General features: G+C 61.5%; 17 protein-coding genes and 1 pseudogene. 10 read left to right on the forward strand and 8 right to left on the reverse strand.

The features are described from left to right. Nucleotides 1-71 precede the first annotated feature (71 nt). Nucleotides 72-713, forward strand: a complete 642-nt coding sequence (locus WI754_RS16810; RefSeq protein ID WP_349434615.1) for a L,D-transpeptidase — start codon at nucleotides 72-74, stop codon at nucleotides 711-713. Between the two features lie 21 nt (nucleotides 714-734). Here the strand turns inward: WI754_RS16810 and WI754_RS16815 are convergent, their stop codons facing one another. From WI754_RS16815 to WI754_RS16830, 4 genes and pseudogenes are all read right to left on the reverse strand, one after another. After that, entirely contained in the window at nucleotides 735-1,535 is an 801-nt protein-coding gene (locus WI754_RS16815) for a M15 family metallopeptidase (RefSeq protein ID WP_349434616.1), read from the reverse strand. Continuing rightward, nucleotides 1,519-1,872, reverse strand: coding sequence for a hypothetical protein (locus WI754_RS16820; RefSeq protein ID WP_349434617.1), 354 nt, complete (start codon nucleotides 1,870-1,872; stop codon nucleotides 1,519-1,521). The genes WI754_RS16815 and WI754_RS16820 overlap by 17 nt, the downstream gene beginning before the upstream one ends. Before the next feature lie 144 nt (nucleotides 1,873-2,016). After that, the gene (locus WI754_RS16825) at nucleotides 2,017-2,625 is read right to left on the reverse strand and encodes a pyridoxamine 5'-phosphate oxidase family protein (protein WP_349434618.1); all 609 of its coding nucleotides are present in this window, start codon (nucleotides 2,623-2,625) and stop codon (nucleotides 2,017-2,019) included. A gap of 75 nt (nucleotides 2,626-2,700) precedes the next feature. Further along, nucleotides 2,701-3,605, reverse strand: a pseudogene (locus WI754_RS16830) (alpha/beta fold hydrolase). 47 nt (nucleotides 3,606-3,652) lie between these two features. Here WI754_RS16830 and WI754_RS16835 point away from each other — a divergent pair. After that, complete coding sequence (locus tag WI754_RS16835; RefSeq protein WP_349434619.1) at nucleotides 3,653-4,138, forward strand: MarR family transcriptional regulator; 486 nt, start codon at nucleotides 3,653-3,655, stop codon at nucleotides 4,136-4,138. Nucleotides 4,139-4,150: 12 nt separating this feature from the next. On the opposite strand, the gene WI754_RS16840 is transcribed toward WI754_RS16835, so the two are convergent. Beyond that, nucleotides 4,151-4,525, reverse strand: a complete 375-nt coding sequence (locus WI754_RS16840) for a DUF971 domain-containing protein (protein WP_349434620.1) — start codon at nucleotides 4,523-4,525, stop codon at nucleotides 4,151-4,153. Between the two features lie 237 nt (nucleotides 4,526-4,762). Between WI754_RS16840 and moaA the strand changes: the two genes are divergently transcribed. Both moaA and WI754_RS16850 read left to right on the forward strand, forming a co-directional pair. Beyond that, on the forward strand, nucleotides 4,763-5,752 hold the full coding sequence (moaA, locus tag WI754_RS16845) for a GTP 3',8-cyclase MoaA (protein WP_349437845.1): 990 nt from the start codon (nucleotides 4,763-4,765) through the stop codon (nucleotides 5,750-5,752). A 366-nt stretch (nucleotides 5,753-6,118) separates the two neighbouring features. Beyond that, complete coding sequence (locus tag WI754_RS16850) at nucleotides 6,119-6,676, forward strand: phosphotransferase (RefSeq protein WP_349437846.1); 558 nt, start codon at nucleotides 6,119-6,121, stop codon at nucleotides 6,674-6,676. A 77-nt stretch (nucleotides 6,677-6,753) separates the two neighbouring features. Here the strand turns inward: WI754_RS16850 and WI754_RS16855 are convergent, their stop codons facing one another. Continuing rightward, nucleotides 6,754-9,306, reverse strand: a complete 2,553-nt coding sequence (locus WI754_RS16855; protein WP_349434621.1) for a HAMP domain-containing methyl-accepting chemotaxis protein — start codon at nucleotides 9,304-9,306, stop codon at nucleotides 6,754-6,756. Between the two features lie 458 nt (nucleotides 9,307-9,764). Between WI754_RS16855 and WI754_RS16860 the strand changes: the two genes are divergently transcribed. From WI754_RS16860 to mobB, 3 genes are read left to right on the forward strand one after another with little or no spacing between them, the layout of a single operon-like run. Further along, the gene (locus WI754_RS16860; protein WP_349434622.1) at nucleotides 9,765-10,673 is read left to right on the forward strand and encodes a DMT family transporter; all 909 of its coding nucleotides are present in this window, start codon (nucleotides 9,765-9,767) and stop codon (nucleotides 10,671-10,673) included. 25 nt (nucleotides 10,674-10,698) lie between these two features. Then, nucleotides 10,699-11,358, forward strand: coding sequence for a molybdenum cofactor guanylyltransferase MobA (gene mobA / locus WI754_RS16865; protein ID WP_349434623.1), 660 nt, complete (start codon nucleotides 10,699-10,701; stop codon nucleotides 11,356-11,358). After that, a complete protein-coding gene (gene mobB, locus WI754_RS16870; RefSeq protein ID WP_349434624.1) occupies nucleotides 11,355-11,870 on the forward strand; it encodes a molybdopterin-guanine dinucleotide biosynthesis protein B in 516 nt (171 codons plus the stop codon). Before mobA ends, mobB begins: the two co-directional genes overlap by 4 nt. A gap of 8 nt (nucleotides 11,871-11,878) precedes the next feature. Here the strand turns inward: mobB and WI754_RS16875 are convergent, their stop codons facing one another. Beyond that, the gene (locus WI754_RS16875) at nucleotides 11,879-12,616 is read right to left on the reverse strand and encodes a polysaccharide deacetylase family protein (protein WP_349434625.1); all 738 of its coding nucleotides are present in this window, start codon (nucleotides 12,614-12,616) and stop codon (nucleotides 11,879-11,881) included. 119 nt (nucleotides 12,617-12,735) lie between these two features. Then, on the reverse strand, nucleotides 12,736-14,916 hold the full coding sequence (locus WI754_RS16880; protein ID WP_349434626.1) for an OmpA family protein: 2,181 nt from the start codon (nucleotides 14,914-14,916) through the stop codon (nucleotides 12,736-12,738). A 391-nt stretch (nucleotides 14,917-15,307) separates the two neighbouring features. On the opposite strand from WI754_RS16880, the gene WI754_RS16885 reads away from it, so the two are divergent. From WI754_RS16885 to WI754_RS16895, 3 genes are all read left to right on the forward strand, one after another. After that, entirely contained in the window at nucleotides 15,308-16,090 is a 783-nt protein-coding gene (locus WI754_RS16885; RefSeq protein ID WP_349434627.1) for an ABC transporter substrate-binding protein, read from the forward strand. Between the two features lie 155 nt (nucleotides 16,091-16,245). Beyond that, entirely contained in the window at nucleotides 16,246-17,049 is an 804-nt protein-coding gene (locus WI754_RS16890; protein WP_349434628.1) for an ABC transporter permease, read from the forward strand. Beyond that, nucleotides 17,046-17,876, forward strand: coding sequence for an ABC transporter permease (locus WI754_RS16895; protein WP_349434629.1), 831 nt, complete (start codon nucleotides 17,046-17,048; stop codon nucleotides 17,874-17,876). The genes WI754_RS16890 and WI754_RS16895 overlap by 4 nt, the downstream gene beginning before the upstream one ends. The last annotated feature ends 87 nt before the right edge of the window (nucleotides 17,877-17,963 follow it).

Below are 17,963 nucleotides of genomic sequence, written 5' to 3' on the forward strand. Positions count from 1 at the left end.
AAAGGCTCCATACAAGGGAGCGAACCGGAATGACCCGGAAAAATCTCCCGCAAAAACCGGGAGATACGGACATGAAGACCATCATCGCAGCCCTGATCGCAACCACCCTTCTTAGCACCGCAGCACGGGCCGCCGGCCAGGACCAATCCTTCGAAGTCGCCTCACTCCAGACCTCGACTGTGAAGACCGGCTGGCTGCAGGTGCTGTCGGAAGGCAAGCCGGCAAAGACGAAGACCGCGAAGAAGAACATCAATCAGTCGCCGATCCAGCGCGAACTGGTCGCCTTCAGCGAGAAGGTCGCTGCCGGCACCATCATCGTCGACAATTCCGACCGCCGCCTCTACCACGTGCTCGGCAACGGCGTCGCCATGCAATACGGCGTCAGCGTCGGCCGCGAGGGCTTCATCTGGACCGGCACCAATACGGTGAGCCGCAAGGCCGAATGGCCGACCTGGAACCCGCCTGCAGACATGCGCGCCCGTGAAGCCAGGAAGGGCCATATCCTGCCCGTCACCATGAAGGGCGGCATCGAAAACCCGCTCGGCGCCCGCGCCATGTATCTCGGCTCGACCATCTACCGCATCCACGGTACCAACCAGCCGTCCTCGATCGGCAAGGCGATGTCCTCCGGCTGCATCCGCATGGCAAACGAGGATGTCGAGCACCTGTACGCCAACGTCACGATCGGTACGAAGGTCATCGTCCGCGACTGATCCGCGTAACGACGGAAAAGCTCAGCGGCAGGCCGAAACGCCTGCCGCTTTGGCAACGGCGATGAGTTCGGGCCGATATTCGAAATGCATCGTATCGTAGTGATACCAGCGCCCGCCCCAGATGAAGCCATACCGCTCGAAGGCATCGACGATCTTCATCGGATATTTGTTGTTGTACGACGGCACCCTGCCCGGCTTGCCGCCCACCCAGATCCAGTAGTCCGCATATCGGGTATTGAGATCGATCGCCGCGCCAAAACTATGCACGGACAGGTTCGAAGCGGCGGCCACCCTGCGCCAGTTGAAGGTGCCGGCGGAAGGCGTGAGAAAGATCTTCAGGTCAGGTACTGTTTTCAGCTCGTCCCGAACTTTCTCGAGCGCCCGCGCCGCGCCCTGCCTTGTCGTCACCAGCAGTTTCCTGCCGAACCAGTCGACCTTCACCAGCGACGCTTCCACTTCGCGCGCCGATCCGCCGTAAAGGCGTTTCATCAGGGCCTCGCTGCGAATGCGGCCCGGATCGAAATTGACCTCCGGCCGGGTTTCGCAGGGTCCCGGCGGATAGATCTGCGACAGGCTATCCTCGATATCGCCCGCCGCCAGTTTTTGAGCATGATCCCTGGCCTTGCCATCATCGATCGGCAAAGGCGGTCCGCCGTCGCGAATGAGGATCGATCCGCCTTCGCTCTTGAGAAGGGCCTCCGGATAGGCCTCGATCAGCAGCTCCATTTTGCGCGCGAGACCGAGCTCGTCCGCTTGAGCCGGGAAAGCCGCAAGCAACATTGCCGCGAAAACAAGCGACGTCCTGTCAATCGACGGTGACATTGATGTAGTCGCCGTCAGCCCCGCGAAAAATCTGCACATTGATCAGCACGTCGCCGCGTACCAGCGCCCGCGCGGCGCGCGTTTCGATGGTGCCGTATTCGATCATGCGCTCGGCCTTTTCGCGATTCTCGGCAGAACCGAAGAAACTGTCGCCCTCATCGCCCGGCTGGGATGTGCCGAAGCGATGATAGTTCGCCCGGTCCTGCCGGATGATCTGCCACGGCTCGGACAACCGCTCGCCATTGGAATTGTAAAGGTCTTCCTCGCCGATATAGGCATTGTATTCTTCCACGAGCCGATCGGCCCTCGCCACTCCGGTGGAAAGGACGATTGTCATCGCGACCGCCAGCAAGAAAACGCTCCTGTTTTTCATATGTTCCCCAATCCGCGGCACCAAAAGCCTGCGCGCTCCATCGGGGCACGCCGCCCCGTCCTTTAAAAGACGCAGGACCGACCTGTTTTATTCTGGGTCTGCAGGCGCCTACCACATTGTCTTTGCGGCACGCTGCGGCCATTCGCGGTCGTAGGTTTCCCGATCGAAATCGGCCTTTGCCGCCTTCAACAGCATACCCGGCGTCGGTAGGGACTGCGGATCGAGGAAACGCGCGGGGTTCCAGAGTTGCGAGCGGATCAACGCCCGGGCGCATTGGAAATAGACCTCGCCGATGGTAACGACGATGACGCTGCGCGGATGTTTGCCGTCGACCTCGAAGGAATTGGTAAGCGCCGGATCGACGCTGACGACGGCCGTGCCGTTGATCCGCATGGTCGTGTTCGAGCCGGGAACAAGAAACATCAGTGCCACACGCGGGTCGCGGACAATATTGGCGAGCGAATCGACCCGGTTGTTGCCGCGCCAGTCCGGCATGAGCATGGTCTTCTCGTCTTCTATCCTGACGACATTGGCGTCGTCGCCGCGCGGCGAACAGTCGAGCCCCTCGGGGCCAACGGTGGCGAGCGCCGCAAACGGGGAAGCCTCGATCATCCGGGCGTAGTCCGGCGTCAGCCTGGTTGTCACCTTGACCAGCGACGCCTCACCGGCTTCCCCATAGAGCGCGTTCAGTTCCTCGACCGAGCGAATGATCGTCATGCTATTCTCCCAGAATCCGAGCGATCCTTTCGACCGATAGCATGACGCCTTCATGACAGCACCCGCAAAAATTGCTTAAGCTGCAGCCCTTTTATCTTCCGCGTGAATGAAGGCATTGATCCGCTCGATCACCGGCGGCGCCGAAACAATGCGGCGATGACCAAGTCCGTTGGCCCAGTGGAGTTCAACATTCGCGCCAGCCGCCGCATAGCGGCGCGCATGATCGGCAGAAACCTCCTTGTCGTCTTCCGCATGGATGACCAGCACCGGCACGGTCAGCACGCCGAGTATCCGGGCTGCGTCAAAGTCCTCGATGCGCCGGCCCGACAATTGGACGACCATGCCCTCGAGGGCCACCTGGGCCTTGTGAGAAAGGCGAAGAAGCTTCCCGAACCCTTTGAAAAGCCATGTCATCTCGCTCGGCGCACCGATCAGCACCATAGTCTTGGCAATCCGGGACTGCACGTCGCACACCAGACCGCCCGCAGCGCAAGCGAGACTTGCGCCGCCAAAGGAATGGCCGACTGTGACGTCGAACCCGCCGAAATGACGCCAGGCGGCATCGATCGCCCGCACGGCGGCCGGCATCGTCAGCGTTCGGCCCGGTGAGGCGCCGTGGCCGGGCCAATCGAGCGCGACCACCTCGGCGCCCCCGGCCAGAAGCCCCTCGATCATCGTTGCCAGATAATCGCTGCGCGATCCCCAGCCATGGAGCAGGAGCACGCGTTTTGCCGCGCCTCACCCTGCGCGCGAAAGCGCTTTGCCATCACCCACCCACCGGCGTAGGAAAGCGTAACCGGATGAGCGCCTGCCATCACGGGTTCTGCCGCTGCGAGCGCTGCCTTTTCCTTGCCGTTTGACGGCTTGCGGGAGGGCGTCACACTGAACAGCCGAAACGCCAGCCGTCCCGCCGTCTCCGGAGAGAAGGCCGATACGCATCTGAGGGCAAGACGGGTGACCTCGATCGCAAAGGATGCCATAGTGGGATTCCCTTTAAATGTTCAATGATGAACATTATTGTACAACGATGAACAAAAAGCAAGCGACGATCGAACACCATCATTTTCCCTGGGACCATCCGCGTTTCCGCAGTTGGATTGCGGTCGCCCGCGCCTGCCAGCTGATGCAGCAGACGTTGACTCGCGCACTCGCCGATCTCGACATCAAGCCGCCTCATCTCGACATCCTGATCAACCTCTATCGCTTCGACGGCATCTCGCAGCAGGAACTCGCACGAAAACTTCTCGTCGGGCGCTCCAACATGAGCATGCTTTTGCCCCAGCTCGAAAAACGCGGGTTGATCGAGCGGCGCGGCGACGAGAAGGACAAGCGCGTGCTGCGGCTGTCGCTGACTGCGAGCGGCCGTGAGTTGACAGAGCAGGCGATGGAGATCCAGACCGCGCTGATCGAAAAATCGCTGGACAACGAACCGATCGAGGACTGCCTGATCGTCGCCCAATCCATGGAGCGGCTGATTGCCGTTCTATTGAAGGAGGAAGCTGATCTCGACTGACGGCGCCGGCCGTTAGCGCGGCTTTTCCGCCTTGTCGCGGGTCATGCCCTTCTCGGCGAGATCGCGCTCATAGGCAGCAAAAAGGGTCTCACCGGTCTCGCCGAGTTCACGCAGATAATTCCAGGTGAATATCCCGGTATCGTGAAAATCGTCAAATCCGATCCGCACCGCATAATTGCCGGTCGGCGTCATCGAGATGATCGAGACATTGCGTTTGCCGGGCACCGTCAGCCCCTGCCCCGGCCCGTGGCCCTGAACCTCGGCCGATGGCGACAGCACCCGCAGCATCTCCGCCGAAAGATCGAAGGAGGCGCCGTCGTTGAAGGTCACCGTCAGCCGGTGGCGATCCTTCGAAACGCGCAATTCGGTCGGCCAGATGTCGCTCATGATTTCAGTCTCCTGCTTGTGCCAAGCACTAGCGCAGATTCCCGCCGGAGGGAATTCCGGGCCTTCGCTTCCTTCCGGTGAAAGAAAGTGTTTCGCCGGTTTTCTGATGGTTTTCCGTGCTTTCGCCTTGACGCCGCCAGTTTTGCTCACGACATTGATGCAGCAGGGAGAATTTCGTTGAATACCGTCACCATCGACAGGACCGGCGCCCACAAGCTGGTCGATGCCAAAACGCCGATGATCGACCCGTTCGGGCGCGCCGTTACCTATCTCAGGGTTTCGGTAACGGATCGCTGCGACTTCCGCTGCACCTATTGCATGGCGGAAAACATGACCTTCCTGCCGAAGAAGGACCTCCTGACGCTGGAGGAGCTCAACCGGCTCTGTTCCGCCTTCATCGCCAAGGGCGTGCGTAAGTTGCGGCTGACCGGCGGCGAGCCGTTGGTGCGCAAGAACGTTATGTTCCTGGTGCGCGAGCTTGGCAAGCATGTCCATTCCGGCGCTCTTGATGAACTGACCCTGACCACCAACGGCTCGCAGCTGTCGCGCTTTGCCGCCGAACTCGCCGATTGCGGCGTCCGGCGCATCAACGTCTCGCTCGACACGCTCGACGCTGACAAGTTCAAACAGATCACCCGCTGGGGCGAGTTCTCGAAAGTCATCGAAGGCATCGACGCCGCGCAAGCGGCCGGCATTCATGTCAAGATCAACGCCGTCGCCCTCAAGGACCTCAACGACGCCGAGATCCCGGACATGCTGCGCTGGGCGCACGGCCGCGGCATGGACCTGACGCTGATCGAAACCATGCCGATGGGCGAGATCGACGAGGACCGGACCGACCACTACCTGCCGCTGTCCGAAATGCGCGATCGCCTCGCGCGCGAGTTCACCTTGTCGGACATCGCCTACAAGACCGGCGGCCCCGCCCGCTATCTGAGCGTGACTGAGACCGGCGGCCGGCTCGGCCTGATCACGCCGATGACCCATAATTTCTGCGAGAGCTGCAACCGCGTCCGCCTCACCTGCACCGGCACGCTGTATATGTGCCTCGGCCAGAACGATGCCGCCGACCTACGCACGCCGCTGCGCGCCTCCGACGACGATGCCTATCTGTCGCGCGTCATCGATGAGGCGATCACCCGCAAGCCCAAGGGCCACGACTTCATCATTGACCGCACCCGCAACAAACCCGCCGTCGCCCGCCACATGAGCGTCACCGGCGGCTGACCGATCCGCGCACTCGGTCCCCCCAGCCCGGATTTTCGATGTCCATCAGCAGAATGCATCGCGACGAGCTTGATATCGACAAGGCGCCAGCAAGCCAGCTGGTGGCGGGGCAATTCCCCCAATGGGCGGATCTTCGAACCCGTCCTTTCCGCGCAAACCGATAATGCCATCTACCGATTGGGACATGGAATGGCCGTACGCCTGCCGCGCCGCGCCGACGCAGCCGAGCAGGTGGAAAAGGAACCTCGCACCGCATCTCCCGCTCGCCGTCTCTGCGCCGCTGGCGCTTGGCGCCCTCATCCGGACGACCCCTTCCATTGGTCCGTTTGACGCTGGTTACCGGGCGAAAACGCGGTAGAAGGCGCGATCGCCGACCAGCAAGACGCCGCCCTCAGCCTTGCGCAGTTCGTGCGTGCCCTGCAGGACATAGATCCATCAGATGGGCCACCGCCGGGACCACATAATTTTTGCCGCGGCGCATCGCTGGCAAGCCGGGACGAGCAAACCCGCAGCGCAATCGAAAGCCTGCATGGCATCGCCGACACCTATGCGCTGACGCGCGCCTGGGACACAGCCCTGCGCATCGACCCATGGCGCAAGCCACCCGTCTGGATCCATGGCGACCTTCACGCTGGCAACCTGCTTGTCGAAAAGGGCTGCCTCGCCGCCATCATCGATTTCGGCGGGCTGGGCGTTGGAGATCCTGCATGCGATCTGATGGTTGGCTGGACACTCTTATCGGCTGAAGCCCGCAGCACGTTTCGTTCAACGCTTGCCGTCGATGCAGCAACTTGGGCAAGGGGACGCGCTTGGGCGCTGTCCGTGGCAATCGTCGCACGTCCCTACTACCTACACACAAACCCCGTCCTCGTCTCGACATCGCGTTGTGCAATACGGGAGGCTCTGGCCGACCTCGATGACTGAACCAACCGAAAACCGCAGCCACAAAAAGGGCCGCCAGACTTTTCGCCGGCGGCCCGTATATTCTTGGGTGTGACGGCTCAGGCTGCGTAGCTTCTTCCGTAGCCCTGCGTCCGGACGCCCGCCACCGAACGGCTGGTGCCCGTCTTGAAGCGCTCGATCTTTTCGTTGAGCGTATCCACCTGATGGCGCAGGCCGTGGATTTCGGCGGTGTTCTCCTCGACCATCGCCGCGTTCTGCTGAGTCAGCAGTTCGACCTCGTGGACGGCCTGGTTGACCTCGTTCAGGCCGCGATACTGGTCGGCAGCGGCCGATTCGATGTTGCTGACGAGCTGGTGGATCGTCGAGATATGGTCGTTGATGACGGTCAGCGCATTGCCGGTTTCCTGCACCAGCTCGACACCGCCGCGGACCTGCGCCGAGCTCTCGGAAATCAGCCCCTTGATCTCGCGGGCAGCACCGGCGCAGCGCTGGGCAAGCTCGCGGACTTCCTGTGCGACGACCGCAAAACCGCGGCCGGCCTCACCGGCACGGGCCGCCTCGACGCCGGCGTTCAGCGCCAAAAGGTTGGTTTGGAAGGCGATCTCGTCGATGACGCCGATGATCGTGCTGATCTTGTCGGACGAACGATTGATTGCTGCCATCGCTTCGATTGCCTTGCCGACGACTTCGCCGGAATGCTTGGCGTAGCTTTGGGTTTCGTCGACCGATACCGTCGTCTTGCGGGCGCTTTCGGCGGTCGAGCGGACGATTTCAGTCAGCTGGCGCAGAGCGCGCGAGCTTTGCTCAAGCGCCGCCGCCTGCTGTTCGGTGCGGCGGGCAAGATCGTCGGCGGAAGAGGCCAGATTGCCGGTGCCGCCGGTGATTTCATCGGTGACGGAACGCACGTCGATCAGCGTCGCACGCAGTGCCTCGACGGCATTGTTGTAGGTGCGGGCCATGACGATGTAATCCTCGGACAGGTTTTCCGCCATGCCCTCTTCCAGATTGCCGTCGGCAAGCTTGGCCAGCACGTCGGAGAGAGCGTTGAGCGCCTCCATCTGCTCGGCCTCGATGCGGGCACGCTCCTGACGCCGGCGGGCCTCCTCTTCGGCCGACAGGGTGCGGGCCGCTTCGGCTTCCTGTCCGAGCCGGACGTTCTCCACCGCATTGTCGCGGAACACTGCAACCGAGCGCACCATGTCGCCGATCTCGTCGCCGCGGTTGCGGCCTTCGATCGCAACCTCGAGGTCACCTTGCGCAAGCCGCGTCATCGTCTCCGTCACGCGCTTCAGCGGGCCGCGCAGGGTTTCGATCAGCATCAACCCGCCAATGATGGCAAGCAGCGTGCCGGCGACCATGGCGACGATCGACACATCGGCGGAGCGCTGGCTGTCCTGCTTGCCGGCTTCCTGGGCGCTGCTGACGAAGCTTTCCAGCGTCTGGCTGGCAGCGGCGACCAGCGCCGAAGCCTCGGCCTTGGCAGCCTGCCAGCGCGCGCCGACGTCGATCAGCTGCGCAGTGCCCGTGTCGATATCCTCAAGCGACGGCGTCAGCTTACCGGCGAGATCGCGCAGGGCTGCGTTCTTGCCGCCCATTTCCGAGAGTTTCGTCACACTTTCGCGCACCGCGCCGATATCGGCAATAACGTTGTCGCGGCTCGCCGTATCCAGCTTGCGATGCAGTTCGCTGATATGCAGGCGCGTATCGTCGAGGCCTTTGAAGGTCTCGTTCATCAGCGCGATCAAGGTCTTCAGCAGTGAAATCTCGGCGTCCATGCCAACAAAACGTTTGGCAGCCGTATCCGAATTGGTCACCGCCTCCTTGGCAAAATCGGCCTCGTATTTGGAGAATTTGATCAGCGCCGTGCTGAGCAGGCCCTTCTTGATCTCGTTGGTATCGGTGCTCTTCAGGATGTCCTGGATCTTCTGCGTGTCACCCTTAACCTCGGCGATCTTCTTCAGCACCTTGTCGGAAGCGATCTTCTCGGCTTCGGCAATCTGCTTCAACAGATGCGGCAGCAGATTGGTGGCCTGCTGGACCTTCGCGTCCGGAGCGATTGCCATGGTGACGGGCAGGCGGAATTTCTTGATACGCTCGGCAAGACCCTGATAGGCGGCGGCATCGAAAAGCAGTGCCTTGGCGAAGGATTCCTTCTCGCCGGATTCCTTGCGCAGAATGTCGATCTGCTTGAAGGCGGTGTTGCCCTGCGCCGTCATGTCGGCAAGGGCAGCATCGAGCGAGGCCGTCACGCTGTCGCGCTCGGTCTTGATCGCCCAGAGCTTGTCCGCTTGCCCGCGCATCGCGGCGCCAAGCGCCACGACCGAGCTGATCTTCGCCTTATCGTCCTCGGCCGTCAGCAGGTCGTTCAGCGTGCGGATGCCAGCTTCCTGCTCATCGATCCGGCTCGTCAGCGTTGTGCGCGCCTCTTCGGTGGGGCTATCGGCAAAGCTCTGCAATCCGCTGCGCAGCGCTTGGAAATCGGAGAGATTGTTGATCGTTTCGCGCGTCACGGTCATGTGGCCGTTGAGCGTGCTTGCGGTGAAATAGCCGACAAGGCCGATGCCGGCGATGAGGGCGACCAGCGGCACGACGAACAGGAGAACCTTGGTGACAATGCGAAGACGCTGCAGCGAACGATCGATCAGGGACATTCCGAACTCCAGATGTTGAGCAAATCGGACATTCCCGCCAGACTGCTCTCCTTGGTGGAGAAACGGACATGCCGGTGCGCGACCACGGCGCTTGTCCGGAACGTCATCCGGTTGACCTGAACGGCAATACTTGCCGTTACGTCAACCATAATCGCATCATGCGAAGGGCAGCGGAATAGCGGCACGATAGGCAGCGAAGCTTAATATTTCGCCAAAAATCCCGTGGTATACGCGGTCGAGGCGAAATTGCCCGGAGTCTTGTTTGAACATTCTAAAATATTGATGGAAACGGTTATTCTTTCAAATCTGCCATGAAATAAGACAGCCATCGGATAGAAGTTGCATAAAAGGCATGCCGATGCTTTAGAGATAGGCAAGACCAATCCCATGTGCTTTCGAAGCTGATGCATTCCGTGGCCAAAGGGCCGGACTGCGACGAGAACAGGCCAATAAAAATAATGCAATCCAACGCCAATTTTCGCGGCGCCATCTTCATGTGCCTCGCCATGGCGGGCTTCACCTGCAATGACGCCCTGGTGAAATCCGTCACCGGCGTCATGAATGCCGGCCAGATCATGCTGGTTCGCGGCTTCTTCACGTCCGTGCTCGTGCTGCTGCTCGCCCGCCACTTCGGCGCGCTGCGTTCGTACCGCCTGATTCTAAACCCCGTCATCGCGCTGCGCATCGTTGCCGAGGTCTTCGCATCCATCACCTATATCCTGGCGCTCGGCCAGATACCGCTGGCCAACGCCTCGGCTATTCTGCAGGCATTGCCGCTGGCCGTCACCCTCGGTGCGGCGCTGTTCCTGTCGGAGCCGGTCGGCTGGCGACGCTGGCTCGCCATCCTTGCGGGCTTCATCGGGGTGCTGATCGTCTTGCGGCCCGGCCCCGAGGGGTTTACCGGCGCGGCACTCAGCGTGGTCGCATCCGTTGTCGGCGCGGCGATCCGCGATCTGTGTACCCGCCGGATCGATCCGGCCGTGCCATCCCTCTTCATCTCCGTCATCACCGCCGTGGTCATCACGTTCGTCGGCGCAGCACTCGTCGTGCCGCTCGGCGGCTGGCAACCGATGTCGCTGGTATCCGTCAGCCATCTTGGAGGCGCAAGCCTGCTGCTCCTCGTCGGCTACCAGTGCATCGTGCTTGCCATGCGCAACGGCGAAATCGCCATCGTCGCCCCGTTCCGCTATACCAGCCTGATCTGGTCGATCGGGATCGGCATCCTGTTCTTTTCCGAAGAACCGGATCTCTGGATGGTCACCGGCGTTGCAATTATCATTACATCCGGCCTCTACGCCTTTGCCCGCGAAAACAAGCGTCGAGCAGCGGCCGTGGCACAGGAATCGGAACCCGGATCGCCGAAATGAGACAATGCAGCGGCGGAGACATTCGATGAGCGCATCGGCGATCCCAACTGCAGATCGACCGCCGGCCGTCATCCTGGCCGGCGGCAGGTCTTCGCGCATGGGCAGTGACAAGGCTGCCGTTACGTTAGACGGCATACAGCTTCTGTGCCACGTCATCGAACGCCTTGCCTCGCAGGTGGCCGGCATCAGCGTCAACAGCAACGCCATCACCGGATTGGACTTCGCTCCCCGCATCGCCGTCTTTGCCGATGACGTTCCTGGCTATGTTGGCCCCATGGCGGGGGTGCTGTCTGCCATGCGCCACACGGCCAGGCACTTTCCGTCCGCAAGCCACGTGGTGACGGTTCCGACCGACACGCCGTTCTTCCCGCACGATCTTGTCGCCCGCCTTCAAGGCGCGATCACCCTGCCCGCTCAGATCGCCGTCGCTTGCTCGGCCGGGGTCATGCACCCGGTCTTCGCCCTCTGGCCGGTTGATCTCGCCGGCGAGCTCGAACACTGGTTGCTGACGGACGAGAAGCGCCGGGTGCGCAGCTTCATCGAAAGCCATGCGATGGCAGAGGTCGATTTTCCGATGCTCGAAACCGCTACCGGCCCGATCGACCCCTTCTTCAACATCAATACGCCGGCGGACCTGGAAACGGCCGAGCACTGGCTGCCGCTCATCGAGGACATGGAAAGATGACGTCCCCCAAGATCTTTGGAATCGCCGGCTGGAAGAATTCCGGCAAGACCGGCCTCGCCGTCCGGCTGGTCACCGAGCTGACGCGGCGCGGCTACCGAGTCTCGACCGTCAAGCACGCCCATCATGATTTCGACATCGACAAGGTCGGCGCCGACAGCTTTCGCCATCGCGAAGCAGGCGCCCATGAGGTGACCATCGTTTCCGGCACCCGCTATGCCATCATGCACGAACTGAGGGGCACGCCAGAACCGAGTTTTTCCGAGATTCTTGCCCGCCTCGCGCCGTGCGATCTCGTCCTGATCGAAGGCTACAAGCGCGAACCGATCCCGAAGATCGAGGCGCGGCGGCTGGAGGCGCAAAACCGCGAACCGCTGGCGCCGACCGATCCGCACATCATCGCGATCGCCGCGGATCATCCCGTCGAGGATAGAGGTCTGCACCTGTTCGATCTTAACGATACGATGGCGATCGCCGATTTCATCGAAGCCAGCACGGGGCTTTCCAGGGACTGATCGCTGCGTCAATTGATGGTATCGTCGCTGCCATCTTCCATCGCGTCATCGAGCTGAACGAACGCGAAACCCTTGACCTTGAGATCGAGAATGCCCTTGACGACGCCATCGCCCGCCGCATGCGTCGGCTGGTTGATATGGGCAATGATCACGTCGCCATCCTTCGCCGCAGCAATCCGTTTTTCCGCGGCTGATGGGCCAAGCAGCGAACCGCCGTCACCGTTCACCGAATAGCCGGCGATCCGAAATCCCATCTGCCGGATCTGCCCGATCGATGACAGCGTATATTTTGCCGTCGCGCCGCGGAACCAGTGGGGCGTCACGCCTTGGGCCGCAATGGCCGCAGCTCCACCCGCCACTTCCCCTTCCACCGCCTGAGCGCTTCCGGCGGCAGCAATTCCATAGATCGATATCGGTCGATCGACAGCGGGAACGTGCATCGCCCCATGATTCTCGATTTCGAACAAATCAGGCCGGGCTTTAAGGATTGCGAAAACCGCGCCATTGCGTTTCAGCCAGCGGGCGGTGACGAAAATGGTCGCAGGAATATTGTTGTCGATCAGCGTCGAGAGAATGCGCTCGTCCGTCTTGCCGCTACAGGCATCGAAGGTCAACGCGACGCGCGGTCGCGAACCTGCCTCCTGCCTCTGAAGCATCAGCTGCGGCTCCACCAGCCGGGTTGAGGCAAGACAGGCATGGGCGATCGAAACGACCGTCAGAAGCGTGGCGACAAAGGTTGTTTTCACAACGGGCTCGAAGGCTGCGACGGCAGGAATGCCGGAAGAAGAACCGCGGCACGAAAAAGCCCGGTGCGCGATGCACCGGGCCGTTTCAAGCGGCGTCTCTATGAGAAGCCGGACTATGGCTAATTCTGGGCCACCGGACGGACAAGTGGCGTCACGCGACGGATTGTCACGCGGCGGTTCTCCTGTTCGGCTTCCAGCGTGCGGACCTTGAGGAAGCGCTCGCCATAGCCCTGGGTCACCAGGTTTTCGGCCGGGATGCCGTAGACTTCCGTCAGCAGCGAGGCGACCGATTCGGCCCGTTCGTCGGACAGAACGAGGTTCGATTCATCGCTGCCAACCGCATCCGTGTGACCTTCGATGAAGAAGGTTTCGCCCGGATCCTTCTCGATCACCTGCAGCATGGCATCGGCAACCTTGCGCAGGGTTTTGGCCTGCGACATCGGCACTTCGGCGCTGCCGGTCGCAAACGTGATCGTATCGAGATCGATACGGCGCACCTTGTCGCGGATACGGGCCGAGTTCCTCACCTCGTCGATCGAATAGACGCGCTCGACCTGCTCCACCGGCGGCTCGGCCAGGAAGTCGTAGTAGTCGCGGTCCGGCTCGCTCGACGTATCGATGATGTAGTCACGAACCGGCACGCGCAGGCGCATCGGCGGCAGCTCCTCACCGACATCGTAAATCGGCGGACGCGGGCCTTCATCGACCTCCGGCGCATAGATCATCAGATATTCGCGTCCGTCCCGATCGATGCGCGAACGCTGCACGATGTCACCGTAACGATTGTAGATCGTGATGATGCGCACCCCGTTCGGCCGTTCGATGACCTCGCGGGACCGGCCACGCGACAGTTCTTCATAGTAGGTTTCCTGGGCATTGCGGCGCAGACGCGGACGATCGTCGCCGCGCACGATGATCTGATCGCCGAAATCGAGAACGGTGCGGTTATCGCGCGTCTCATCGATCCGCGGCCGGCGGCTGCTGTCGTTGCCGGTAAAGGCATCGATCAGGTCATTCGCATTGAATTCCGGCACACGCTCGACGCGGCGGCCTTCTTCTCTGATGTTGGCTCCCAGTTCCTCCTGGGTCGGACGGCGGTCCCTGCGGCTCGACTGGGCTTCCTCGTCGCTCTTCGGAACCTCGACGTTTTCTTCCTGGGCACGCGCCTGTTCACGACGCTTGCGACGCTTCTCGCGCACACCCTCGTCGCCGGCATTGTCGGCGTCCTTGTCGCTGTCGAGAACGGCAGCACCCTTATCCACCGGCAGCACGACCGTATCGTCCGTCGCAGCCGGATCGCGGGCGATCTCCTGCTTTTCTGCCTCGCTGCGCGTATCGACGATTTCCGGGATAGGCTGGCGGCGGTCGCGCCGCTTGCGAGGGGTTTCAGTCGCTTCGCCGTCACCGTCGATCGCCGGGCGCAGTGCGTCCTCGGCGGCGGGCTGCTGGCCCTCTTCCTGCTGCTGGCCTTCAGCCTGCTGGCGCTTCTTGCGCTCAGCGCGGATCTTCGCCCGTTCCTCGGCGGTCTTTGCGGCCTCATCGTCGGCTGACGGCTGGGCTTCTTCCTGCTGCTGTTGTTCGGCCTGCTGTCGCTTCTTGCGCTCTGCGCGGATCTTTGCCCGTTCCTCGGCAGCCTTGGCGGCTTCATCATCGGCGGACGGCTGAGCCTCTTCCTGCTGCTGTTGTTCGGCCTGCTGGCGCTTCTTGCGCTCGGCGCGGATCCTTGCCCGTTCCTCCTCCGCCGCCTTCGCAGCCTCATCGTCGGCAGAGGGCTGGGCCTCTTCCTGCTGCTGCTGTTCTGCCTGCTGGCGCTTCTTGCGCTCGGCGCGGATCCTTGCCCGTTCCTCCGCCGCCTTCGCAGCCTCATCGTCGGCAGGGGGCTGGGCCTCTTCCTGCTGCTGCTGTTCTGCCTGCTGGCGCTTCTTGCGCTCGGCGCGAATGCGCTGCTTTTCTTCAGCCGCCTGGCGGGCTGCCTCGTCATCGGCGGAAGGCTGTGCCTCCTGCTGCTGCTGCTCGGCCTCCTGCCGCTTCTTGCGGCGTTCTGCGCGGCTCGGCTGCTCTTCCTGTGACGGCTGCGCTTCTTCAGCCGGCTGTTCCTGCTGCTGTTGCTCGGCGCGCTGCTTGCGCTTCTTGCGCAGCAGCTCTTCCGGCACCTGGTCGCCGCCCTCCACCGCGATGCCACCTTCCTGCGCGACTTCGAACGGCTTCATCAGGCTATCGGCCAGCGCCGGCTGGATGGCGATCGACATCGACAGCATCGGAAACGCGACAGTCGCGAAAAGTTTGGATCGAATGGTCATGTATTTCCTCCTTCAGAGGTCCTGTTTCGTCGTTTTCAACCGGTAGGACGTTCCGGCCTTCTTCTTTCTTCGCCTTTTGGGCAGACCCAAGCCGTCAAAAGGCGGTCAAAAAAAGGCACACCGGCCAAATCAGCCCACGACGATTAGCGGAACCTGCATTAACTCAGCATGAATGCTCCGTTCATCTTGGGCAGACATAGGCCGGCATCACCGCCAAGCCACCCCGGCGCATGACAATGTTCAGACTTTTCATGAAGGATCCGCTGCTTTCCTGTTGATTTTTTCGCTTAAAGCGTAGGAATATCCGCGCCAGCCCGACCACAACGACGGTCGGCATGTCGGCGGCCGCGAAGAAGAAAAAATCGGCCGCCAGCCAACAGAGAGGATCAACATGCGTATTTCAAGACGTCTCGCCATGGCCGCTTCGGCAGCCGTAATCGCGCTGATGGCCGGCACCGCCATGGCTGAAGGCGACAAAATCGTGATCGGCACGGAAGGCGCCTACCCGCCCTTCAACAACCTGGAGTCCGACGGCTCGCTGACCGGCTTCGACATCGACATCGCCAAGGCGCTCTGTGAAGAGATGAAGGCCGAGTGCACATTCGTGACGCAGGATTGGGACGGCATCATCCCGGCGCTGATCTCCAAGAAGTTCGACGCGATCATCGCCTCGATGTCGATTACCGCCGAGCGCAAGGAAAAGGTCGACTTCACCAACAAGTACTACAACACGCCGCCGGCCATCGTCGTTCCGAAGGACTCGCCGATCACCGAAGCAACGGAAGACGCGCTCGACGGCAAGACGCTTGGCGCCCAATCGTCGACAACTCACTCCAACTATGCAGAAGCGCATATGAAGAAGTCGGAACTCAAGCTCTATCCGACCTCGGAAGAATACAAGCTCGACATCGCCAATGGCCGCATTGACGGAGTGATCGATGACGTCGTCGTGCTGTCGGAATGGCTGAAGACAGCTGACGGCGCCTGCTGCAAGCTGCTCGGCGTGCTGCCGATCGACCCGGTCATCAACGGCGAAGGCGCCGGCATTGCTGTCCGCAAGGGCGACGATGCGCTGCGGGAAAAATTCAACGCCGCGATCGACGCGATCCGCAAGAACGGCAAATACCAGGAAATCAACGACAAGTATTTCCCCTTCGACGTTTTCGGCAGCTGAGACGGCACTGCGGTCGAGCATCCCATATTCGGGAAAAGCATCGTCCCATGACGAAAATGCAACGGCGGAAGGCTTGCCCTTCCGCCGTTTTTGTCTGACAAGGAATATATAAAAAGAAGCTCATCTAAAAACGCTTCAAAGGGGAATGTTCTGGCATGAGCGGATTGTTTGCCGCCCTCTCTTCCGCCGTGGCCTGGTTCGGCTCGGTGATCGATCCGTTATGCGGTCCCATCGGAATTTTCCGGTTGTTCGGCTCCGGCACGCTGCTCGCCTGCGACGATGCGGGCTGGGGCGATGAAATCTCCTACGGCTTCATGATCACCGCGACGCTGGCAATCGCGACCCTGCCGGTCGGGCTTGTGTTCGGCTTCTTCATCGCGCTGGCCAAGCAGTCCGAGGAAAAATCGCTGCGGCTTGCCTCCAACATCTACACCACCATCTTTCGCGGTCTGCCGGAACTCCTGACGCTGTTCATCGTCTATTACGGCCTGCAGATCCTGGTGCAGCAGTTCCTCGCCTCGCTCGGCTTTGAGGGCGCGGTCGAGATCAACGCCTTCGTGGCAGGCATGATTGCGCTCGGCGTTGTGTTCTCGGCCTATTGTTCGGAAGTGCTCTTGTCAGCGTTCAAGGCCATTCCGCGCGGCCAGTATGAAGCAGGCGACGCGCTCGGCTTCCACCGCGGCAAGACAATGCGGCTGATCATCCTGCCGCAACTGGTGCGCATCGCCCTTCCCGGCCTTGGCAATCTGTGGATGGCGTTGCTCAAGGATACCGCACTGGTCTCGGTGATCGGCCTGCCGGATATCCTGCGCCAGACGGGCGTCGCCGCCCGCGTCAGCAAGCAGGCCTTCGAGTTCTTCGCCGTTGCCTGCCTTCTGTTCCTCATTCTCGCCATGCTGTCGTCCATCGTCTTCTCGGCGCTGGAGCGCTGGACCAAACGTTCGGAGGCCGTCCGATGAGCCACGCGGAAACGATGATCCCGCCGCAACCGGCTCCACCGGGCGTTGCTCGTCCGTTCACAGCGCAGCGTCTTGTCGGCAACATTGCACTCGGCGTCTGGCTCGCTGCAAGCGTCGGGATCTTCCTGCTGATGGTCGATGGCTGGGACCCGGAAAAATTCGCCAAATACGGCCCGAGCTTCCTTTCCGGCCTCGGGGTCACCCTGGGGCTCGTCGGCAGCTCCATCACGCTCGGCGCGCTCCTGTCCTTGCCGATCGCCTTCGCACGCATGTCGAAAAACAAGATCCTGGGGTGGGCCGCCTATGCCTATGTCTATTTCTTCCGCGGCACGCCGCTGATCGCCCAGCTGTTCCTCGTCTACTACGGCCTCGGCAGTTTCCGGCCGCAGATGGAGGCGATCGGACTGTGGTGGTTCTTCCGCGACGCCTGGAACTGCGCGCTGCTCGCTTTCACGCTCAATACGGCCGCCTATCAGGCGGAAATCCTGCGCGGCGCGATCCAGAGTGTCCCACGCGGCCAGACGGAAGGCGCCGCAGCTCTCGGGCTGCCGCCGCGCGTCGCCTTCTTCAAGGTGATCCTGCCGCAGGCGCTGATCGTCGCTCTGCGTCCGTATGGCAATGAGATCATCCTGATGATCAAGGGTTCGGCCATCGTTGCGATCGTCACCGTCTTCGACCTGATGGGCGAAACCCGCCGCGCCTTCTCGCGTACCTTCGACTATCAGATGTATGTCTGGGCCGCGATCCTCTACCTGATCATGGTCGAGCTTCTGCGCAACCTCTGGGCCTGGCTGGAAGACCGGATCACGCGTCACCTGAAGCGCTGATCTAAAGTCCTATATTAGCAGCACTCGCACAGGCGTGCTGCTAATATATTGATTCCACTGAATATTTATTCAGTGCGACAATTTTGT

Origin of the sequence: Pararhizobium sp. A13 (assembly GCF_040126305.1) — a bacterium.
Lineage (GTDB): Bacteria > Pseudomonadota > Alphaproteobacteria > Rhizobiales > Rhizobiaceae > Pararhizobium.